11 protein-coding genes and 1 pseudogene are annotated in these 17559 nt (G+C 55.9%); 7 read left to right on the top strand and 5 right to left on the bottom strand.

Annotated elements, in window-relative coordinates; genetic code table 11:
- Positions 1-56 precede the first annotated feature (56 nt).
- A pseudogene (ehaB, locus tag AL479_RS14705) lies at positions 57-2973 on the bottom strand (autotransporter adhesin EhaB).
- Between the two features lie 508 nt (positions 2974-3481).
- Here ehaB and hemB point away from each other — a divergent pair.
- Together hemB and AL479_RS14695 are read left to right on the top strand one after the other, a co-directional pair.
- Positions 3482-4456, top strand: coding sequence for a porphobilinogen synthase (gene hemB, locus AL479_RS14700; protein WP_061076585.1), 975 nt, complete (start codon positions 3482-3484; stop codon positions 4454-4456).
- 120 nt (positions 4457-4576) lie between these two features.
- Positions 4577-6277 (top strand): lysophospholipid acyltransferase family protein, encoded by a 1701-nt coding sequence (locus AL479_RS14695; RefSeq protein ID WP_061076584.1) that lies wholly within the window; start codon positions 4577-4579, stop codon positions 6275-6277.
- A gap of 54 nt (positions 6278-6331) precedes the next feature.
- Here the strand turns inward: AL479_RS14695 and tauD are convergent, their stop codons facing one another.
- Genes tauD through tauA form a run of 4 tightly spaced genes read right to left on the bottom strand, consistent with a single transcriptional unit; the run spans position 6332 to position 9745 of the window.
- Entirely contained in the window at positions 6332-7183 is an 852-nt protein-coding gene (gene tauD, locus AL479_RS14690) for a taurine dioxygenase (RefSeq protein ID WP_061076583.1), read from the bottom strand.
- Positions 7180-8007: a taurine ABC transporter permease TauC gene (gene tauC, locus AL479_RS14685; protein WP_061076582.1), complete on the bottom strand. Its 828-nt coding sequence runs from the start codon at positions 8005-8007 to the stop codon at positions 7180-7182. Before tauC ends, tauD begins: the two co-directional genes overlap by 4 nt.
- On the bottom strand, positions 8004-8771 hold the full coding sequence (tauB, locus tag AL479_RS14680; RefSeq protein ID WP_061076581.1) for a taurine ABC transporter ATP-binding subunit: 768 nt from the start codon (positions 8769-8771) through the stop codon (positions 8004-8006). The genes tauC and tauB overlap by 4 nt, the downstream gene beginning before the upstream one ends.
- Before the next feature lie 11 nt (positions 8772-8782).
- Positions 8783-9745, bottom strand: coding sequence for a taurine ABC transporter substrate-binding protein (tauA, locus tag AL479_RS14675; RefSeq protein ID WP_061076580.1), 963 nt, complete (start codon positions 9743-9745; stop codon positions 8783-8785).
- A gap of 997 nt (positions 9746-10742) precedes the next feature.
- Between tauA and AL479_RS14660 the strand changes: the two genes are divergently transcribed.
- From AL479_RS14660 to AL479_RS14640, 5 genes are all read left to right on the top strand, one after another.
- A complete protein-coding gene (locus AL479_RS14660) occupies positions 10743-11372 on the top strand; it encodes a response regulator transcription factor (RefSeq protein ID WP_044328386.1) in 630 nt (209 codons plus the stop codon).
- Positions 11372-12913 carry an MASE1 domain-containing sensor histidine kinase gene (locus tag AL479_RS14655; RefSeq protein ID WP_061076579.1) on the top strand — a complete coding sequence of 514 codons (1542 nt, stop codon included), beginning with the start codon at positions 11372-11374 and terminating at the stop codon, positions 12911-12913. Before AL479_RS14660 ends, AL479_RS14655 begins: the two co-directional genes overlap by 1 nt.
- Before the next feature lie 84 nt (positions 12914-12997).
- Positions 12998-14302: an MFS transporter family glucose-6-phosphate receptor UhpC gene (gene uhpC, locus AL479_RS14650; RefSeq protein ID WP_061076578.1), complete on the top strand. Its 1305-nt coding sequence runs from the start codon at positions 12998-13000 to the stop codon at positions 14300-14302.
- Positions 14299-15330 carry an ABC transporter substrate-binding protein gene (locus tag AL479_RS14645; RefSeq protein WP_043001654.1) on the top strand — a complete coding sequence of 344 codons (1032 nt, stop codon included), beginning with the start codon at positions 14299-14301 and terminating at the stop codon, positions 15328-15330. Before uhpC ends, AL479_RS14645 begins: the two co-directional genes overlap by 4 nt.
- Positions 15331-15469: 139 nt before the next feature.
- On the top strand, positions 15470-17548 hold the full coding sequence (locus AL479_RS14640; RefSeq protein WP_061077985.1) for an ABC transporter permease: 2079 nt from the start codon (positions 15470-15472) through the stop codon (positions 17546-17548).
- Positions 17549-17559: the final 11 nt, after the last annotated feature.

Below are 17559 nucleotides of genomic sequence, written 5' to 3'. Positions count from 1 at the left end.
CTTGACGGGCATTTTTTTAGATTAACGCCGCGATATCCATTTCCGTAAGGGAATGATTACCAGGTATATTTAACGCCCGCGTTAGCCGACCAGTCCTGATCAACATCGCCGCCGCCAAGGTAGTTCGCATCGGTATACGCGCTGAAGTTCTTGGTAAAGCTGAACTGCGTACCCAGACCAACGCGAACCGCTGAACCTTTGGTGCCATTGTCGATAGAATCGCCGTTGACATCCGCATGGTTACCCTGATCGTCATACACGTATGCCAGTTTGAAGTAAGGCGTAAGCGCCTGATCCTGGCTGTATGTGAAGGTATAGCCCGTATCCACACCCAGTTCATAACGCATGCTGTCGTAAGACTGACCGTCAAGATGCATGTCGTTGCTTAACCGGTAGTCATCACCAGACTGGAACAGACCAGACACGCTACCGTACGGCGTAACGTAACCCGCATCACCCACTTTCCAGTCGTAGCCCAGTTTCAGACCGAAGCCCCAGGCATCTGTTGACGTTTTACCATCTACATACTGACCGTCGCTCATATTGGCAGACAGATCGTTGTTGAAGTGGGAGTAGCTCAGGTTGCCATCGACAAAGACGTCGTTAGCAAAGCGAGCGGATGAGTAGAGGTAGGCAGACTGGCTGTCCTGATCCACCTGACCGGTATGGTCGCTCATGTCGCCTTTGGCGAAGCCTGCCGCTGCACCGACAATCCACTTCGCGTTATTACCATCAACTTTGGTATCCACACCCACCATGATGCCGTTGACATCCTGGTCGTAATTAATGGTGCCATTGTTGCCGTTGAAGCCGCCGCCGAAGTAACTTACCCATGCGCCGCCGTTATCCGCCAGACCGTGACGAGAGTTGGTCAGACGTGTTCCGACGGTATCCTGCTCCAGGTTCCAGATATTGGTGTTGGCAGACGGAATGCTCAGCGCCATGTTGGCGTAATCGGTCAGTTCCATCTGCTGCATGACAACAGTATTACCCTGTTGCTGAGCCTGATAGGTGTATGCGCCAAGGTCCGCTTTGTTCGCCGCAGAGAAGGTCGCCGTGCTGTTCTTATCGTTAACGTGCTCTTTGCCTTTGTAATCCGCGATGGAACCTTCACCGGTGGCATTGTCGATACGTACTTTGTAGTTACCGGTTGCCGCAGCCGCATTGTCGCCTGCGTTATCCACTTCAGACGTATCAGCGGTGTAAGCATCACCGTTACCGTTAATGGTCAGGTGACCATCGGAGTTCATGCCGATAACGCCATAACCATAGTTAGACCTGGTGGTGTCTGCGGTACGATCGTTGGTCAGATCGGCATCCAGAACGTAGTTGTTACTGTGAATGTCAAACACACCAGCATGCACATTGCCATCCGCATCGGTGGAGCTGGTCAGATTCAGGGTATCCGTCTGCAGCGCATAGTCCGCGCTGTTGCCGACGTCCAGAACACCGTCATTGGTGACGTTGATGGTGTTGGCATACAGTGCAGCATCATCCACGCTCCAACCCGCAGAGACATCATCAGCAATCGTGACGAGGCTGTTGTCGATGGTCAGCGTGTCGGTTGCCACGTGGCCATCTTCGTTGATGTTCAGCGCAGCGCCGCTTGTCAGGCCAATGGAGTCAGAAACCAGGTAGGAATCGCCAACGTTCACGACAGAACCACTGTTGATGCTCAGAGTATCAATCAAAGAGGCTTTCGTGGTATCCCACTCGGAGCCATTGTTCAGCGTGACGTTGAACAGGCCGCTTTGATAGACTTCATTACCAACAACATGACCGTTTTCATCATAAGCGGTGTTGTCATCATCAATGCCATACGTTGATGACGGCCACAGGCTGTTCGCTGCAATGTCGATCAGCGTAGCGGTCGCGTCGGTACCCGCCGCAACACCGTCATATACACCGTCGCCATCAGTATCAACCTGATGTACCGACATCGCTGCACCCACCCACTTGCTGCCGTTATCTAACGTCAGATCCATGCGGTCAGTGCCATCCCAGCCATTGGTGTCAACATCGGCGTCAGTATCACGATAGCTATCCGCGCCATTCGGGAAGAAGTTTTCGTCAAAGTTGCTGGAGAAAACCACATCGCCCATCAGCGTAGAATTGCTGAAATAAGCGGTCGTCTGCATGGCGTTGTCTGCCGCCGGATTGGCAATCACAGCTAAAGCGATGTCATCAGCAGTAACTTTACCGCTGTAATCACTGGCGTTACCGTTGTTGCCAAACCAGCCCGAGGTACCTTCATCTGTCCATGAACCCGACGTCACGGTAGAGTCCGTTACCGTGATCGTGTTATTGAACACTTCATTGCTGTTTACGCCAGTGCTGACGGTATTATCGTCAACATCGCTCCACTCATAGCCCTGCGTCAGGGTAATGCCAGCAACGTGAGAGTTGTTGCTAATAGCCAGATCCACTTCCTGATCCAGGGTGATCGCAGTCCCCAGGTCGTAAACATCAACATTATGCGTATCGGCGGTACCGTCGGTGTTGGTGCCGTTGTAGGTATAATGCTCGTAGTTATCGTCGATGGTTGAGTTATCAACGGTAAGCGCCAGGCGATCGTAGACATAGCCCGTATCACGACCATCGGCACATTCGCTCGTCATGCACTCTGACGTAATCATGCCGTGCACGGTGCTGTTTTTAATCGTCAGGCTGTTGCTATTGGTGTTGGTAGAAAGACCATCATCCAGATAGATAAGTTGAAATGACACCGTTAACGGTCGCGTTATTGATTACCGGGTAGATATCTCCGTTATACAGGCTATCGGTGCCATCGTTATTCCAGCCGACGTAACCATCGTAGTACACACCATCCGGATAAGTTGCGTCGTTATAGTGGTCAAATGTGGTGTAAGTCGTACCAGAAATATCTGTTGAAGCATTCGCCTGAGAAGTGATTGCCAACGTGCAGGCTAATGCTAATTGTGAGACTACAAGTTTCTTTTTCCAGGAGTGCATTTGTCATCCCTCCTCAGGGACGTAATAGTGTTGATCCATCAATAACCAATGCATAAAGAACATTATGTTTCGCAAGGAGGATTATGCGGTGTCCGCAATGAAAGGTTCAATTATTCTTTCCCTGGAGTCCGAAAACAGACAATAACAACATCACCACAATCGCTCAATAAAAATATAAAAACACATATAAAACAACAAATTAAAATAAAACCACAGAGGAATATATATAACATATCAATACTTGCAACCCAAAAAATAGATAATGGTTAATAAATAAACATCAATTAACCAGGAATAATAACCACTTTTATGAATTGATATGTTAAATAGCACAGGAAATAATAATAAAATAACCAAATATAATTATTTGGTTATTTACGACAAAAAATTGCCAAACTATTCCATTTATTTTTCAGGAAAACAAAACCATAAGGCCCATTTTCGTAAAACACTCGCCCGTGGCTTCAGGTATACTATGGCCTTCAATTTCACAAACATCAGGCATCCCATGACAGACTTAATCCATCGCCCTCGCCGTCTGCGCAAATCTGCAGCGCTACGCGCCATGTTTGAAGAGACAACACTCAGCTTGAACGATCTGGTGTTGCCGATCTTTGTTGAAGAAGAACTCGACGACTACAAAGCGATTGAGGCCATGCCCGGCGTCATGCGCATTCCGGAAAAACACCTGGCGCGCGAGATCGAACGTATTGCCAACGCCGGTATCCATTCCGTCATGACCTTTGGTATCTCTCACCATACCGATGACACCGGCAGCGACGCCTGGAAGGAAGACGGCCTGGTGGCGCGGATGTCGCGTATCTGCAAGCAGACCGTGCCAGAAATGATCGTGATGTCAGACACCTGCTTCTGCGAATATACCTCCCACGGTCACTGCGGCGTGCTGTGTGAACATGGCGTGGATAACGACGCTACGCTGGCAAACCTTGGCAAGCAAGCCGTTGTCGCTGCGGCAGCAGGCGCAGATTTCATCGCCCCTTCCGCCGCGATGGATGGTCAGGTACAGGCGATTCGCCAGGCGCTGGATGCCGCAGGCTTCACCGACACTGCCATCATGTCCTACTCGACCAAATTTGCCTCTTCCTTCTATGGTCCGTTCCGCGAAGCGGCGGGCACCGCGCTGAAAGGCGATCGCAAAACCTATCAGATGAACCCGATGAACCGCCGTGAAGCGATTCGCGAATCGCTGCTTGATGAAGCGCAGGGTGCGGACTGCCTGATGGTGAAACCGGCGGGTGCCTATCTGGACGTCCTGCGTGACATTCGTGAGCGCACAGAGCTGCCGCTCGGCGCCTATCAGGTCAGCGGCGAATACGCGATGATCAAATTTGCCGCCATGGCAGGCGCCATTGATGAAGGAAAAGTGGTACTGGAAAGCTTAGGCGCTATCAAACGCGCAGGTGCGGATCTGATCTTCAGCTACTTCGCACGGGATCTGGCAGAGAAAAAAATCCTGCGTTAAGTTTTCCCTGAACATGCCGGGTGGCCCCGCCATCCGGCCTTTCCCCAAAACGTCACCCAAACGTCATACAAGCGACACTTACCGCTTCTACTGTCAGCACAGGAAGAAGGAGGTGTTGTTATGTTCAGTCTCGATAACGTACTCAGCGACCTTTGGCCCGAGGCAAGGACAGCGCCCTGGCAGAAAAAGGTGTTACAACGCGTACTGTATGAAAAAGAGTTCCAGCAGTTTGCCGCCCGCCATCGTCATCTGAAAGGCGTGGATATGGTGGAACAGGTCCTGGAACATCTACAAATACGTTGTGAAATCCCCGAGCATCACATTGAAAACATCCCTGAAAATGGCCCCCTGATCATTATTGCCAACCACCCTACCGGTGCGCTGGATGGACTGGCGCTCATCTATGCCCTCTCCCGCGTACGGCGTGACATCAAAGTGGTGACTAACCGACTGCTCTCCCATCTGGAGCCCCTGAGTTCGTTGTTCATCCCGGTCGATAACATTCAGGGACGCACGCCAAAATCGTCGTTACAGCAAATGGATAGCCATCTGCAGGCCGGCGGCGCGCTGGTTTTCTTCCCGGCAGGGGAAGTTTCGCGGCTGACGCTAAAAGGAATCGCTGAACGCCGCTGGCACTCCGGATTTATCCGCATGGCAGAAAAGTACCGGACGCCGCTGCTGCCGGTACATATTCAGGCGTACAACAGCCCGCTGTTCTATGCCTGTGGGTTGGTTTCTTCCAGCGCGACGCTGCTGCTGTTAATGCAGCAGATGTTTCGCCGTCGCGGCAGCACGCTACCCGTACGCATCGGTCAACAAATTGCCTGGACGCAATGGTCCACCAGCAAAAGCAGCGTGCGCGAGCAGGCGGAAAAGTGTCGGGAGCATGTGATCGCACTGGGCAAAGGCCGACCGGGCCTCTTTCGCACCGAATCGACGATCGCCCCGCCGGAGAACAGAGCACGACTGAAACGCGAGCTGGCACAGGCGGAATGTCTGGGAAAAACCGCCGACGGCAAGCAAATTTACCTCTGGCAGCGCAACGGACAAGAGGAAGCGACGGTCCTGCGCGAACTGGGACGACTGCGTGAAATCGCCTTTCGCGCCGTGGGTGAAGGGAGCGGCAAGCGCAGAGATGTCGACCGTTACGATGATGACTATCTGCATCTGATCTTATGGGACGAGGAGGATCTTGAGATTGTCGGCGCTTACCGGTTCATCCCCTGCGCGCAGCAGCTGGAAAAACAGGGGCCGGAGGGACTCTACAGCCACAGTCTGTTTGACTACGATGAGCGGATGGCGGACATCATGCAGCACGGTATTGAGCTGGGACGTAGCTTTATTCAGCCGCGCTACTGGGGACGCCGCGGGCTGGATTATCTCTGGTCAGGAATCGGCGCATACCTGGCGCGTTATCCGCAGTATCGTTACCTGTTCGGACCCGTGTCTATCTCCGGAGGATTACCGCCGGATGCGCGCGATCTGCTGGTTGCCTTCTATCGTCTGTGGTTTCCGCCAACGCATCCGCTGGCCGTCTCACGCCAGCCGTATCCCGCTTCGCTACCGGATGTGCTGGCGCAGTTTGCGGGTAACGACTACAGCGAAGATCTGACGCGGCTGAAGTCGCTGCTGGGGAATCTGGGCTGCGGCATTCCCCCGCTCTATAAGCAATACTCAGAGCTCTGCGAACCCGGCGGCGTGCAGTTCATCGATTTCGGCAGCGATCCGGATTTTAACCACTGCGTGGATGGCCTGGTGTTGGTGGATTTGACCTATCTGAAGGCCAACCGGTATCAGCGCTATATTGAGGCGCATTTATAACGCCGTTGCCCGGTAGCGCTACGCTTACCGGGCCTGAAATGAAACGTAGGCCCATCACGGTGCACGATAAAACGGCTTATCTCCTAAAATCGTGGCCCGGTGCATAATACGCCGCTGCGGCAGGTAATCGGCGTTCGCATAATGCTGCGTCACACGATTATCCCAAATCGCCACATCATTCGGCTGCCAGCGCCAGCGCACCTGAAATTCCGGTTTCGTAATATGCGCAAACAGAAAGCCAAGCAGCGCCTCACTCTCTTTCTCCGTGACATCAACAATGCGCGTGGTGAAGCCTTCATTCACGAACAGCGCCTGTTTACCACTGATCGGATGGGTTCTGACCACCGGGTGTACCAGCGGCGGATGCTTCGCCACCGCTTCACGCCAGCGCTGATGCTCCTCCTCTGTTTTGCGGTACTTGTATTCCTGGAAGGACTTGCGGAAGTCATGCTCCGCCCGCAAACCGCTCAGCAACTGACGAAACGGCTCCGACAGCGCCTCATACGCCGCGATGCCGCTGGTCCACAGCGTATCGCCGCCGGTGGATGGCAACACCTTTGCCGCCAGAATCGCCCCGGCAGGCGGTGTATCAATAAACGTCACGTCAGTGTGCCAGTTGTCATTATCCGGCGGATTATCATTGTGCGTATCCAGCACGATAATCTCCTCGACGCCCTCCGCATGCGGATAGACCGGATGGATATGCAGATCGCCAAAGCGCTGAGCCAACGCCCGTTGCTGTTGAGGCGTGATGGCCTGTTCGCGCAGGAACACCACCTGATGGCGCAGTACCGCGTGATAAAGCTGCTCAAACTGATTGTCGCTCAGCGGGCGGGTCAAATCCGCCCCGGCGATCTGTGCGCCGATGTACGGCCCCAGCGGGGTAATGCTCAGACGTTCACTCATTGGACTTCTCCATGCCAGGGCGTCAGACGGCGCTGAAGCGCACGCAGACCCAGTTCTAAAATAAAGGCGATAATCGCAATGACCGCGATCCCTGCCAGCACCACGTCGGTCGCCAGAAACTCACCGGCCGACTGCACCATAAACCCTAATCCCCGCGTCGCCGCAATCAGCTCCGCCGCCACCAGCGTCGACCAGCCTACGCCGAGCCCGATGCGTAATCCGGTGAGGATCTCCGGCAGCGCGCCTGGCAGGATCACCAGCCATAACACCTGCGCCCGGCTCGCGCCCAGCGAACGGGCGGCGCGGATCCGCACCTGTTGCGCACTCTTCACCCCCGCCAGCGCGGACATGGCGACCGGAGCGAAAATCGCCAGGTAGATCAACAGGATCTTGGACGTTTCGCCAATCCCGAACCAGATCACCATCAGCGGTAAATAAGCCAGCGGTGGCACTGGACGATAAAGCTCAATGATCGGATCGAGAATGCCGCGTAGCGTCGGGCTGAGCCCCATCGCAATCCCGACCGGAATACCGAAAGCCACCGCGGCCAGCAGCGCCAGCACGATGCGAGTCAGGCTGGCGGCCAGATGCTGCCACAGCGTGGCATCCATAAATCCTTGCGGACCGGCGATGGTGATAAGCTTTTGCAACACCTGGTCTGGCGGCGGCAAAAACAAAGGGCTTATCAGCTGCAGCGCGGCAACCGTCCACCACACCGCCAGAATCACCGTTAACGTCGCAAGGCTCAGCGTAATCTGGCGCGAGAGCGGCCAGCGCCATCTCAGCGGTCGTTGGCGCGGCTTGTCGTTGATCACCACACTCATGAGAAGGCCTCCCGTTGCTCAAAGACGCGGCTTAAGACGTATTCGCGGGTCGCGATAAACTGCGGATCGGACTTAATGCTGCGGCTCGCTTCGCCCGCCACAAAGCGGCGGGCAAAGGTCAGCGGCAGACGCTCCAGCACCCGACCGGGTCCTGGTGACAACAGCACCAGTTCGGTCGCCATAAACACCGCTTCTTCAATATCATGCGTAATCAGCAGCACCTGCTTACCGGTCTCATGCCAGAGTTTCAGCAGCAGGGTTTGCATCTGTTCGCGGGTAAAGGCGTCCAGCGCGCCAAAGGGTTCATCCAGCAGCAACAGCTGTGGGTTCGCCGCCAGCGCGCGGGCAATGCCAACGCGCTGGCGCTGACCGCCGGAAAGTTGCCAGATAAAGCGTTTTCCTGCCCCGTCCAGCCCCACTTTTTTCAACATTTCCTGAGCGATACTGATGCGCTGCGCTTTCCCGATGCCCGCCAGTTGCAGACCCAACGCGACGTTATCCTGCACGTTGCGCCACGGCAGCAGCCCTTCGTGCTGAAACACCACGCCGCGCTCCGCACCTGGCCCGTCAACACGTTTTCCCGCCAGTTGAATGCTGCCGTGTTGATACGGTACAAATCCGGCAATCAGGTTCAGCAGCGTCGTTTTGCCACATCCCGAAGGCCCCAGCACCACCAGCAGTTCACCGTTGTCGAGCGTCAGATTAATATCTTCCAGCGCCGGTTTACCGCCGTAATCGGCATACAGATGAGAGAGTTGCAGCATCAGCGCCTCCTTTATTGCACGAAGCGATCGGTAACGTACTGGCTGTAATCGCTTGCTACCGCAGGCACCTTGCCCTGCTCCTTCAGAAACTGCGCGGTGTCGATAATCGCTTTGTTCCCCGGTCCGGTTAGCTCAGCCGTTTGCTGCTGGGGAGTGAGATAGGTATTGCCTTTCACCAGTCCCGGCACATCGGCTTCCGGAACGCCGCTCAGACGCGACAGCTTGCTGATGTTCTCCGGTTGCTTCAGCCATTCGTCGGGATTCGCGATATAGGGTTGCTGTGCGTCGATAGCGCTTTTCGCGAAGGCTTTCACCACCTCCGGATGCTTCTCGGCAAAGTCTTTGCGCACTACCCACACATCCAGCGTCGGGGCACCCCACTCACCTACTTTTTCCGAGTCGGTCAGCACGTTGCCATCTTTTTCCAGCGCGTTAACGGCAGGCGCCCAGACATAAGCCCCGTCAATATCTCCGCGCTGCCAGGCGGCGATAATCGCCGGCGGCTGCAGGTTCACAATCTCCACCTGACCGGGTTTGATCCCCCAGTGTTTGAGCGCGGCCAACAGGCTGTAGTGAGTGGTGGAGATAAACGGCACCGCGATGCGTTTGCCGATCAGGTCCTCGGGTTTACCGATCGTTTTCTTCACTACCAGCGCTTCGGAGTTACCGAGTTTCGACGCCAGCAGGAAAACCTCGATCGGGACCTGCTGACTGGCGGCGACCGCCAGCGGGCTGGAGCCGAGATTGCCAATCTGTACGTCGCCGGAAGCCAGGGCGCGAACAATGCTCGCGCCGCTGTCGAATTTACGCCAGTCGACGGTAGCCCCGCTCTCTTTAGCAAAGGTGTTATCCGCCTGCGCCACTTTTGCCGGTTCCGCGGAGGTTTGATACGCGACGGTGACGTTCACCGCCTGCGCCTGAAAGGTGATGAATGCCAGTGCGGCGAGAAGTGTATTACGCGATGAACGTGCCATATTGTCTGCTCCCATGTCTTGTTATGGAGGCAGTATTTCGTTGTGGCCGGGTTTGATAAAGGAATTAAAAATTCTTGCTAAGAACAAAGCGTTTTTAGAAAAAAAACGGGAATGGTTAGTCGGGATATGACTTTCATGTCACCGTATCAAACGGTTCCGTTCGCCTTGTATTTCTAACCGTGGGACAGACGTTTTCATGTCACTTCATCAAAGGGTTCCGTTCGCCCTACGAACCGTGATTATCTGGACGTAAATTTCCCGCGAACGTGTTAAGGAGGCTCGTCGCCGCCTCCTTAACAATCCTGGCTCCCGGCAGGAAAATTGTCGCTTCGCGATACCCTCCGCTTATTCCTCCAGGCTATCGGGCCGGGCGCGACTCAGCATCCCTGCTTCGCGCGCCCTGAACCCGCATCCCTGCGGGTTCTCCCGGCCTTACGGAAACACGTCGGCAATTTTCAGCCGGACCCATCCACACCAGACCATCTCTGCGGTTTGCTTTTTTTACAGCGAAATGAATTTACCTGAAAGGCAGAGAATCGAAGCGATGCCGTTGGTCCGGCGTGAAAATCGATGAGCCGTTGACGGCTGACCGGGTCCGCCCGCAGGGAAGCGGGCGGAGGGGACGGCCTGCAGGGACGCAGGCTCGGCCCCGACCCGACAGGCAGACGGCATAAGGCGAATGGACCACGAAGTGGCGATTTTCCCGGCCGGGAGCCGGGATTGTTAAGGGCGTGGCGGAGAACGCCCTTAACACGTTCGCGGGTAAGTGAGTTCCAAAGAAGCAATAGTCATAAAGCGAACGGAACCCTTTGATGAAGTGACATGGAAATGCCTGACACCTTGTGGAACCGTTTGATGAAATGACATGAAAACACATACCACCAGCGCCCCCAAATATTGCCATTTTGTTACATTCATTCCATAACTGTACCTGATTGATTGCCAGCGCAGCGGCGCCAGGCATCATAGGGTCATTATCCGGCAAGAGAGCAAAATCATGATACGTGTGGTGCTGGTGGACGACCATGTGGTGGTGCGTTCCGGCTTTGCGCAGTTACTCAGTCTCGAAGAAGACCTCGACGTCGCAGGCCAGTACAGCAGCGCGGCGGAAGCCTGGCCTGCTTTATTGCAGGACGACGTTAACGTTGCGGTGATGGACATCGCCATGCCGGACGAAAACGGTCTGAGCCTGCTGAAACGTCTGCGGGCGCAGAGGCCGCAATTTCGCGCCATTATTCTTAGCATCTATGACACGCCAGCCTTCGTACAGAGCGCGCTGGATGCGGGAGCCAGCGGCTATCTGACCAAACGCTGCGGGCCGGAAGAGTTAGTGCAGGCCGTCCGTTCCGTTGGGCTGGGGGGGCATTACCTCTGCGCGGATGCGCTGCGGGCGTTGCGTGGTGGAGAACCGTCATCGCCGGTACTGGAGGTTCTGACGCCACGCGAACGGGAAGTGTTTGATTTACTGGTCAAAGGTGACAGCGTAAAGGAGATTGCCTTCAAACTCGATCTCAGTCATAAAACGGTCCATGTCCATCGCGCCAACGTGCTGGGCAAGCTGAACTGCCACAGCACCATCGAGTTGGTTCATTTCGCCCTCGACCATCAGTTACTGGCGGGGCATTGATGTCGCGCAACCTCCGCCACGTCGTCATCTCGCTGTTTATTGTGCTGGCCTGGGGCACCGGCTGGCTAATGTTATGGACGCTCGGTTTTTATCTGACGCACAACGGCCAGCAGGCGGCCCTGTTCCTGCCGCACGGCGTCTACCTGGCGCTGCTGATCCTGCTATCACGCCGCTACTGGCCCGCGCTGGTGCTGCCGCCGATGATGATGATGTTCTGGCTGCACAGCGAGCAACTGCTCAATGGCTATATTCTGCTGACCACACCGCTTATCAGCATGATTCCCGCCAGCCTCGCGCAGACCTTCTGGTACCGTTTCCCCCTTTACTGGCAGCGGCTGACGCTGCTGCTGGCCACGGTAACTGCGGCCTCATTGCTCAACGCCGCTCTGCTGTCGCCGTTCGTCAAAAGTCCGGCGATGCTGCTCGGGCTGGCGTCGTTTACCGGTGGCGTGCTGCTGACGCCGTTCGTTTATCTGATCTTCGAGTTTCTGCGCCAGCAGCATCGCTATCACCTGCTGGGGCTGGACACCAATAACCCGCCGCTGCGTACCTCGTTAATCATCTGGTGCAGCCTGTTTTTCATCATTGGCATTGGTACCCAGATGGTGCTGTCGCCAGAGATTGAACGCCTGCTGTTGATTGTGGTGTTTCTGCCCAACGTGGTGATGGCGTGGAAATTCGGCTGGCAGGGTGGCGTGCTCTCAGGGCTATTGGGAAGCATGATGATCACCATCGCCCGCCAGGTTGGCGTGGGTTTCAGCAATCTGATTGAACTGGAGATCTTTCTCGCGACACAGTCGCTGCTCGGTATTGGTCTGGGGATCGCCATCAGTCGTCAGCAGCATCTGGCGCAAAACCTGCACCATTATCGTCGGCGTCTGGAAGCGGAACTGGCGGCGCGGCGCGCGCTGGCCGAGAAACTGGTGCATACCGAAGAGGATACGCGCAAGAGCCTGGCGCGCGAACTGCATGACGAGATTGGGCAGAACATCACCGCCATTCAGATCCAGTCGCAACTGGTAAAACGGGCGCACGATCCGGCGCAAGCCCAGGCCGCCGCCAGCCAGATCAACGATCTCGCCCGGCGAATCCATCACTCCACCCGCCAGTTATTGCGCCAGCTTCGCCCACCCGCGCTGGACGAACTGTCGTTCAAAGAGGCGTTGCTCCACCTGCTCAACGAATTTGCCTTTACGGAGCGCGGCATTCGCTGCCAGTTTGACTATCAGCTTGCCGCCACGCCCGAGAATGAAACGGTACGCTTCACCCTCTATCGACTGTTACAGGAGTTGCTCAACAACGTCTGTAAACACGCCGGGGCCAGCGAAGTCCGAATTGTTCTGCGTCAGCAGGGAGATATGCTGCATCTCGACGTGACCGACAACGGCGTGGGGATCAGCGCAGACAAAATAGCCGGTTTTGGCATTCAGGGGATGCGCGAGCGGGTCAGCGCTCTCGGGGGTGAACTGACGCTGGAATCGCGGCACGGTACACGGGTAAGTGTTAACTTGCCCACAAATTTGCAACAAATCGCCTTCTGACCAGGAAAAAGTCTTAGTCACTCCGGACTTTCTCTCATCCCCTTTCGGTTTCTCTTTCTTATAGTCAACAAAACGGAGACGGCTATGCACGCAGGCGCAGCAACTGAAATCAATCAACGTTACCGGACGCTGCGTCCACGACTACTGATGTACATGGTCATCGGTTACGCCGCGTTTTATCTGACGCGAAAAAGCGTCAACTACGTGCTGCCTGCGCTGCAAACCGATCTCGGGCTGGATAAAAGTGACATCGGTCTGTTGGGTTCCCTGTTTTATCTGACCTACGGCCTGTCGAAATTTACCGCCGGGTTATGGCATGACAGCCACGGACAGCGTTGGTTTATGGGCGTGGGCCTGTTCGCTACCGGCCTGCTGAACGTGGTGTTTGCCTTTGGCGAGTCGCTGACGCTGCTGCTGGCGGTCTGGACGCTGAACGGATTCTTTCAGGGCTGGGGATGGCCGCCCTGCGCTCGCCTGCTGACCCACTGGTATTCGCGTAACGAACGCGGCTTCTGGTGGGGCTGCTGGAATATGTCGATCAACATTGGCGGGGCGATTATCCCGCTGATTAGCGCCTTCGCCGCCCACTGGTGGGGCTGGCAGGCCGCAATGCTGATGCCAGGGATAATCAGCATGGCACTGGGGATTGGGTTAGCGCTGCAACTGAAAGGCACGCCCCAGGAAGAGGGTTTACCGTCCGTCGGCAACTGGCGTAACGATCCGCTGGAACTGCGCCAGGAGCAGCAGAGTCCGCCGATGGGGCTGTGGCAAATGCTGCGCACCACGATGCTGAAAAACCCGATGATCTGGCTGCTGGGCGTTTCGTATGTGCTGGTCTATCTGATCCGCATTGCGCTCAACGACTGGGGCAACATCTGGCTGACGGAAAGTCATGGCGTCAACCTGCTCAGCGCCAACGCCACGGTGATGCTATTTGAAGTCGGCGGGCTCCTCGGCGCGCTGTTTGCCGGTTGGGGCTCGGACCTGCTGTTTAGCGGTCAGCGGGCGCCGATGATTTTGCTGTTCACGCTGGGACTGATGGTCTCCGTCGCCGCGATATGGCTGGCACCGGTTCATCATTACGCCCTGCTGGCAGTCTGTTTTTTTACGGTGGGCTTTTTTGTCTTTGGCCCACAAATGTTGATTGGCCTGGCGGCGGTGGAATGCGGACACAAAGCGGCGGCAGGTTCAATCACCGGTTTTCTCGGCCTGTTCGCCTATCTGGGGGCAGCGCTGGCGGGCTGGCCTCTGTCGCTGGTCATTGAACGCTACGGCTGGTCGGGGATGTTCAGTTTGCTCTCGGTCGCCGCCGTACTTATGGGTTTACTGCTGATGCCACTGCTGATGGCGAGCATCACCACCACTCTCAGTCAAAGGATAAAACAATGAAAATGACCCTTACCTCTACTCTGATTGCCTCCGCCGTTGCGCTGGCGACCTTATCGGGCGCCGCACACGCAAAAGGGCGTCTGGTGGTGTATTGCAGCGCCACCAACGAGATGTGCGAAGCGGAAACCAAAGCCTTTGGGGAAAAATATGACGTGAAAACGTCGTTTATTCGCAACGGCTCCGGCAGCACGCTGGCCAAGGTCGATGCCGAGAAGAAAAACCCGCAGGCTGACGTCTGGTACGGTGGCACGCTGGATCCACAGTCTCAGGCCGGTGAAATGGGTCTGCTGCAGCCATACAAATCCCCGAACCTGGAACAGGTGATGGAGAAATTCCGCGATCCGGCGAAAGTGAAAGGCAACCTCTCGTCAGCGGTCTACGTGGGGATCCTCGGTTTTGGCGTCAACACTCAGCGCCTGAAAGAGAAAAACCTGCCGGTGCCGAAATGCTGGAAAGATCTGACCAAACCGGAATACAAAGGCGAAATTCAGATTGCCGATCCGCAAAGCTCCGGTACTGCCTATACCGCACTGGCCACTTTCGCCCAACTCTGGGGTGACGATCAGGCCTTTGATTACCTGAAACAACTGAACGCCAACGTCTCGCAGTACACCAAATCCGGTATTGCCCCGGCGCGTAACGCGGCTCGTGGCGAAACCGCCATCGGCATCGGCTTCCTGCATGACTACTCGCTGGAAAAAGAACAGGGCGCGCCGCTGGAGCTGATTTCTCCGTGTGAAGGTACCGGTTATGAAATCGGCGGCGTCAGTATCCTGAAAGGGGCACGCAACCTCGACAACGCCAAACTGTTCGTCGATTGGGTACTGTCAAAAGACGCACAAGAACTGGCGTGGAAGAAAGGCAAGTCCTATCAGATCCTGACCAATACCACGGCCGAAACCTCGCCGAACTCACTGAAGCTCGACGACCTGAAGCTTATCAACTACGACATGGATAAATACGGATCCACAGATGTCCGTAAAGCGTTGATCAATAAATGGGTCAGCGAAGTGAAGATGGGTAAATAAGCCCACACGATGACTTCCTGACGTTAAGGTTACGTAGGCCGGGTAAGGCAACGCCGCCACCCGGCAACCATCGTCACCCTGAATGCCGGATGGCGCTCACGCTTATCCGGCCTACTCGGGATTGAACACCGGAAAACGTATGTCACACACACTTGCACTCCATCCTGTGAAAAAGCGGGATGCGATATTCCTTTGGGTTTTACTCGGCTGGCTGGCATTCGTCCTGCTGCCGAGCTGGAGCCTGGATTACGGTCTGCTGGAATCCACGAGCGATGAAATTCTCGAGGCCTACGGCTGGTCACAGTTCAATATCAGTTGGCTATGGTATCTGCTGCCAAGCCTGCTGCTGGTACGCCCGTTCCACGAAGCCAGACGCGAACAGCGCAGCCGCCACACCCTCGATGCCGGCTGGGCGTTTTTGTGTATCGCCTTTATCGTCATCAGCGCCACCGTTGAAGGGCGTGGTCTTGGCTACGCCACCATCGTGCTGTTTGTCGCGCTGGGAGCGATCATGACGCTGGCACTGACCCGCCTCGAATGGCTGGGCGGCGATCGGTTTGTGATCGGTTCGCTGGTCACTATCGTGGCGCTCATCGGCATCTTTATCGTCTGGCCAAGCATCGCCATTTTCATCCCGATGTTCACCAACGACGCCGGGGAGTTCGCGCCGCTGGCGTTTATGAATGTGCTGTCGCAGGCGCATATCATTCAGGTGATCCTCAACTCTATTGCTCTGTCGATTGCGGTAGGTATTGGCTGTACCTTCTTCGGTCTGGTGCTGGCGATTTATACCACCCGTATCGCCCAACGCAGCGCCATTATTGGGCGTATCTTTTCGATTCTGCCGATCGTCACACCGCCGTTTGTGGTGGGGCTTGGCGTCACGCTGATGATGGGCCGTTCCGGCTATGTGACCGAATTAATGGTCGACTGGTTCGGGTTGACCAACACCAACTGGCTGTACGGATTTACCGGCATCTGGCTGGCGCAGGTGCTGGCGTTTACCCCAATGGCGTTTATGATCCTCGACGGCGCGATCAAAACCATTCACCCGTCGCTGGAAGAGGCGTCATATACCCTGCGCGCCAGTCGCTGGCAGACGTTTAACGGCGTGTTTGTGCCACTGCTGAAACCGGCGCTGGCGAACGCCTTTCTGATTGTCATCGTGCAGTCGCTGGCCGACTTCAGTAACCCGCTGGTGCTCGGCGGTAACTTCGACGTGCTGGCAACGCAAATTTACTTCTACATCACCGGTTCGCAGCTTGATTACCAGGCCGCCAGTACGCTGGGCGCGTTCCTGCTGCTGTTCTCGCTGCTGGTGTTCTGTGTACAGTACATGTGGATTGGCAAGCGCTCTTACGTCACCGTTTCCGGGAAATCGTACCGTGGCGACGTGCAGCCGCTGCCGGTCACGCTGGTCTGGAGCGTGGTGGCCATTCTGGCGATATGGATTGCCTTTAACGCCCTGCTCTATGGCAGCATTTTCTACGGCAGCTTCACCGTGAACTGGGGCGTGGACTACACCCTGACGCTGGATAACTTCATCAAACTGTTTGGTCAGGGGATGAGTGACGGCGCATGGCCTTCGCTGCTCGATACCCTGTTGTATGCCGGGATTGCCGCGCCGATCACCGCCGCCTTCGGTCTGCTGATCGCCTGGATTGTGGTACGCCAGCAGTTCAAAGGCAAAAAGACCATCGAGTTCACCACCATGTTGTGCTTTGCCGTACCGGGCACCGTGGCGGGCGTTTCGTACATCCTTGCCTTTAACAGCGCCCCGGTATACCTCACCGGCACGGCGGCGATTGTCATTATCTCGATGGTGATGCGTAACGTCCCGGTTGGTATTCGCGCCGGGATCGCCGGGCTCGGCCAGATCGATAAATCACTGGATGAAGCCTCGCTCAGTCTGCGTGCCGGGAGCTTACGCACTATCACGCACATTCTGCTGCCGCTGTTGCGCCCGGCCATTCTCTCGGCGCTGATCTACAGCTTCGTGCGCGCCATCACCACCGTCAGCGCGATTGTCTTCCTCGTCACCCCGGACACCCGCGTGGCAACGGCCTACATTCTGAACCGCGTGGAAGACGGCGAGTACGGCGTGGCGATTGCCTATGGGTCGATTCTGATCGTGGTCATGCTGGCGATTATTTTCATCTTTGACTGGCTGATTGGGGAAGCGCGTATTTCCCGGTCTAAAGCCAAAAACCAGGCGTAATGGAGCGCACT

The organism is Citrobacter amalonaticus, assembly GCF_001559075.2.
Lineage (GTDB): Bacteria > Pseudomonadota > Gammaproteobacteria > Enterobacterales > Enterobacteriaceae > Citrobacter_A > Citrobacter_A amalonaticus_F.
Note: the sequence above shows the minus strand (reverse complement) of the source record. Positions and strands in the feature narration are given on the sequence as shown.

What these genes read in the sequence shown, in the direction of transcription:
- tauD (WP_061076583.1), bottom strand. Translation starts at nt 7,183, where the DNA reads ATGAGTGAACGTCTGAGCATTACCCCGCTGGGGCCGTACATCGGCGCA.
- uhpC (WP_061076578.1), top strand. Translation starts at nt 12,998, where the DNA reads ATGCACGCAGGCGCAGCAACTGAAATCAATCAACGTTACCGGACGCTG.
- AL479_RS14655 (WP_061076579.1), top strand. Translation starts at nt 11,372, where the DNA reads ATGTCGCGCAACCTCCGCCACGTCGTCATCTCGCTGTTTATTGTGCTG.
- AL479_RS14640 (WP_061077985.1), top strand. Translation starts at nt 15,470, where the DNA reads ATGTCACACACACTTGCACTCCATCCTGTGAAAAAGCGGGATGCGATA.
- AL479_RS14660 (WP_044328386.1), top strand. Translation starts at nt 10,743, where the DNA reads ATGATACGTGTGGTGCTGGTGGACGACCATGTGGTGGTGCGTTCCGGC.
- tauA (WP_061076580.1), bottom strand. Translation starts at nt 9,745, where the DNA reads ATGGCACGTTCATCGCGTAATACACTTCTCGCCGCACTGGCATTCATC.
- AL479_RS14645 (WP_043001654.1), top strand. Translation starts at nt 14,299, where the DNA reads ATGAAAATGACCCTTACCTCTACTCTGATTGCCTCCGCCGTTGCGCTG.
- hemB (WP_061076585.1), top strand. Translation starts at nt 3,482, where the DNA reads ATGACAGACTTAATCCATCGCCCTCGCCGTCTGCGCAAATCTGCAGCG.
- AL479_RS14695 (WP_061076584.1), top strand. Translation starts at nt 4,577, where the DNA reads ATGTTCAGTCTCGATAACGTACTCAGCGACCTTTGGCCCGAGGCAAGG.
- tauB (WP_061076581.1), bottom strand. Translation starts at nt 8,771, where the DNA reads ATGCTGCAACTCTCTCATCTGTATGCCGATTACGGCGGTAAACCGGCG.
- tauC (WP_061076582.1), bottom strand. Translation starts at nt 8,007, where the DNA reads ATGAGTGTGGTGATCAACGACAAGCCGCGCCAACGACCGCTGAGATGG.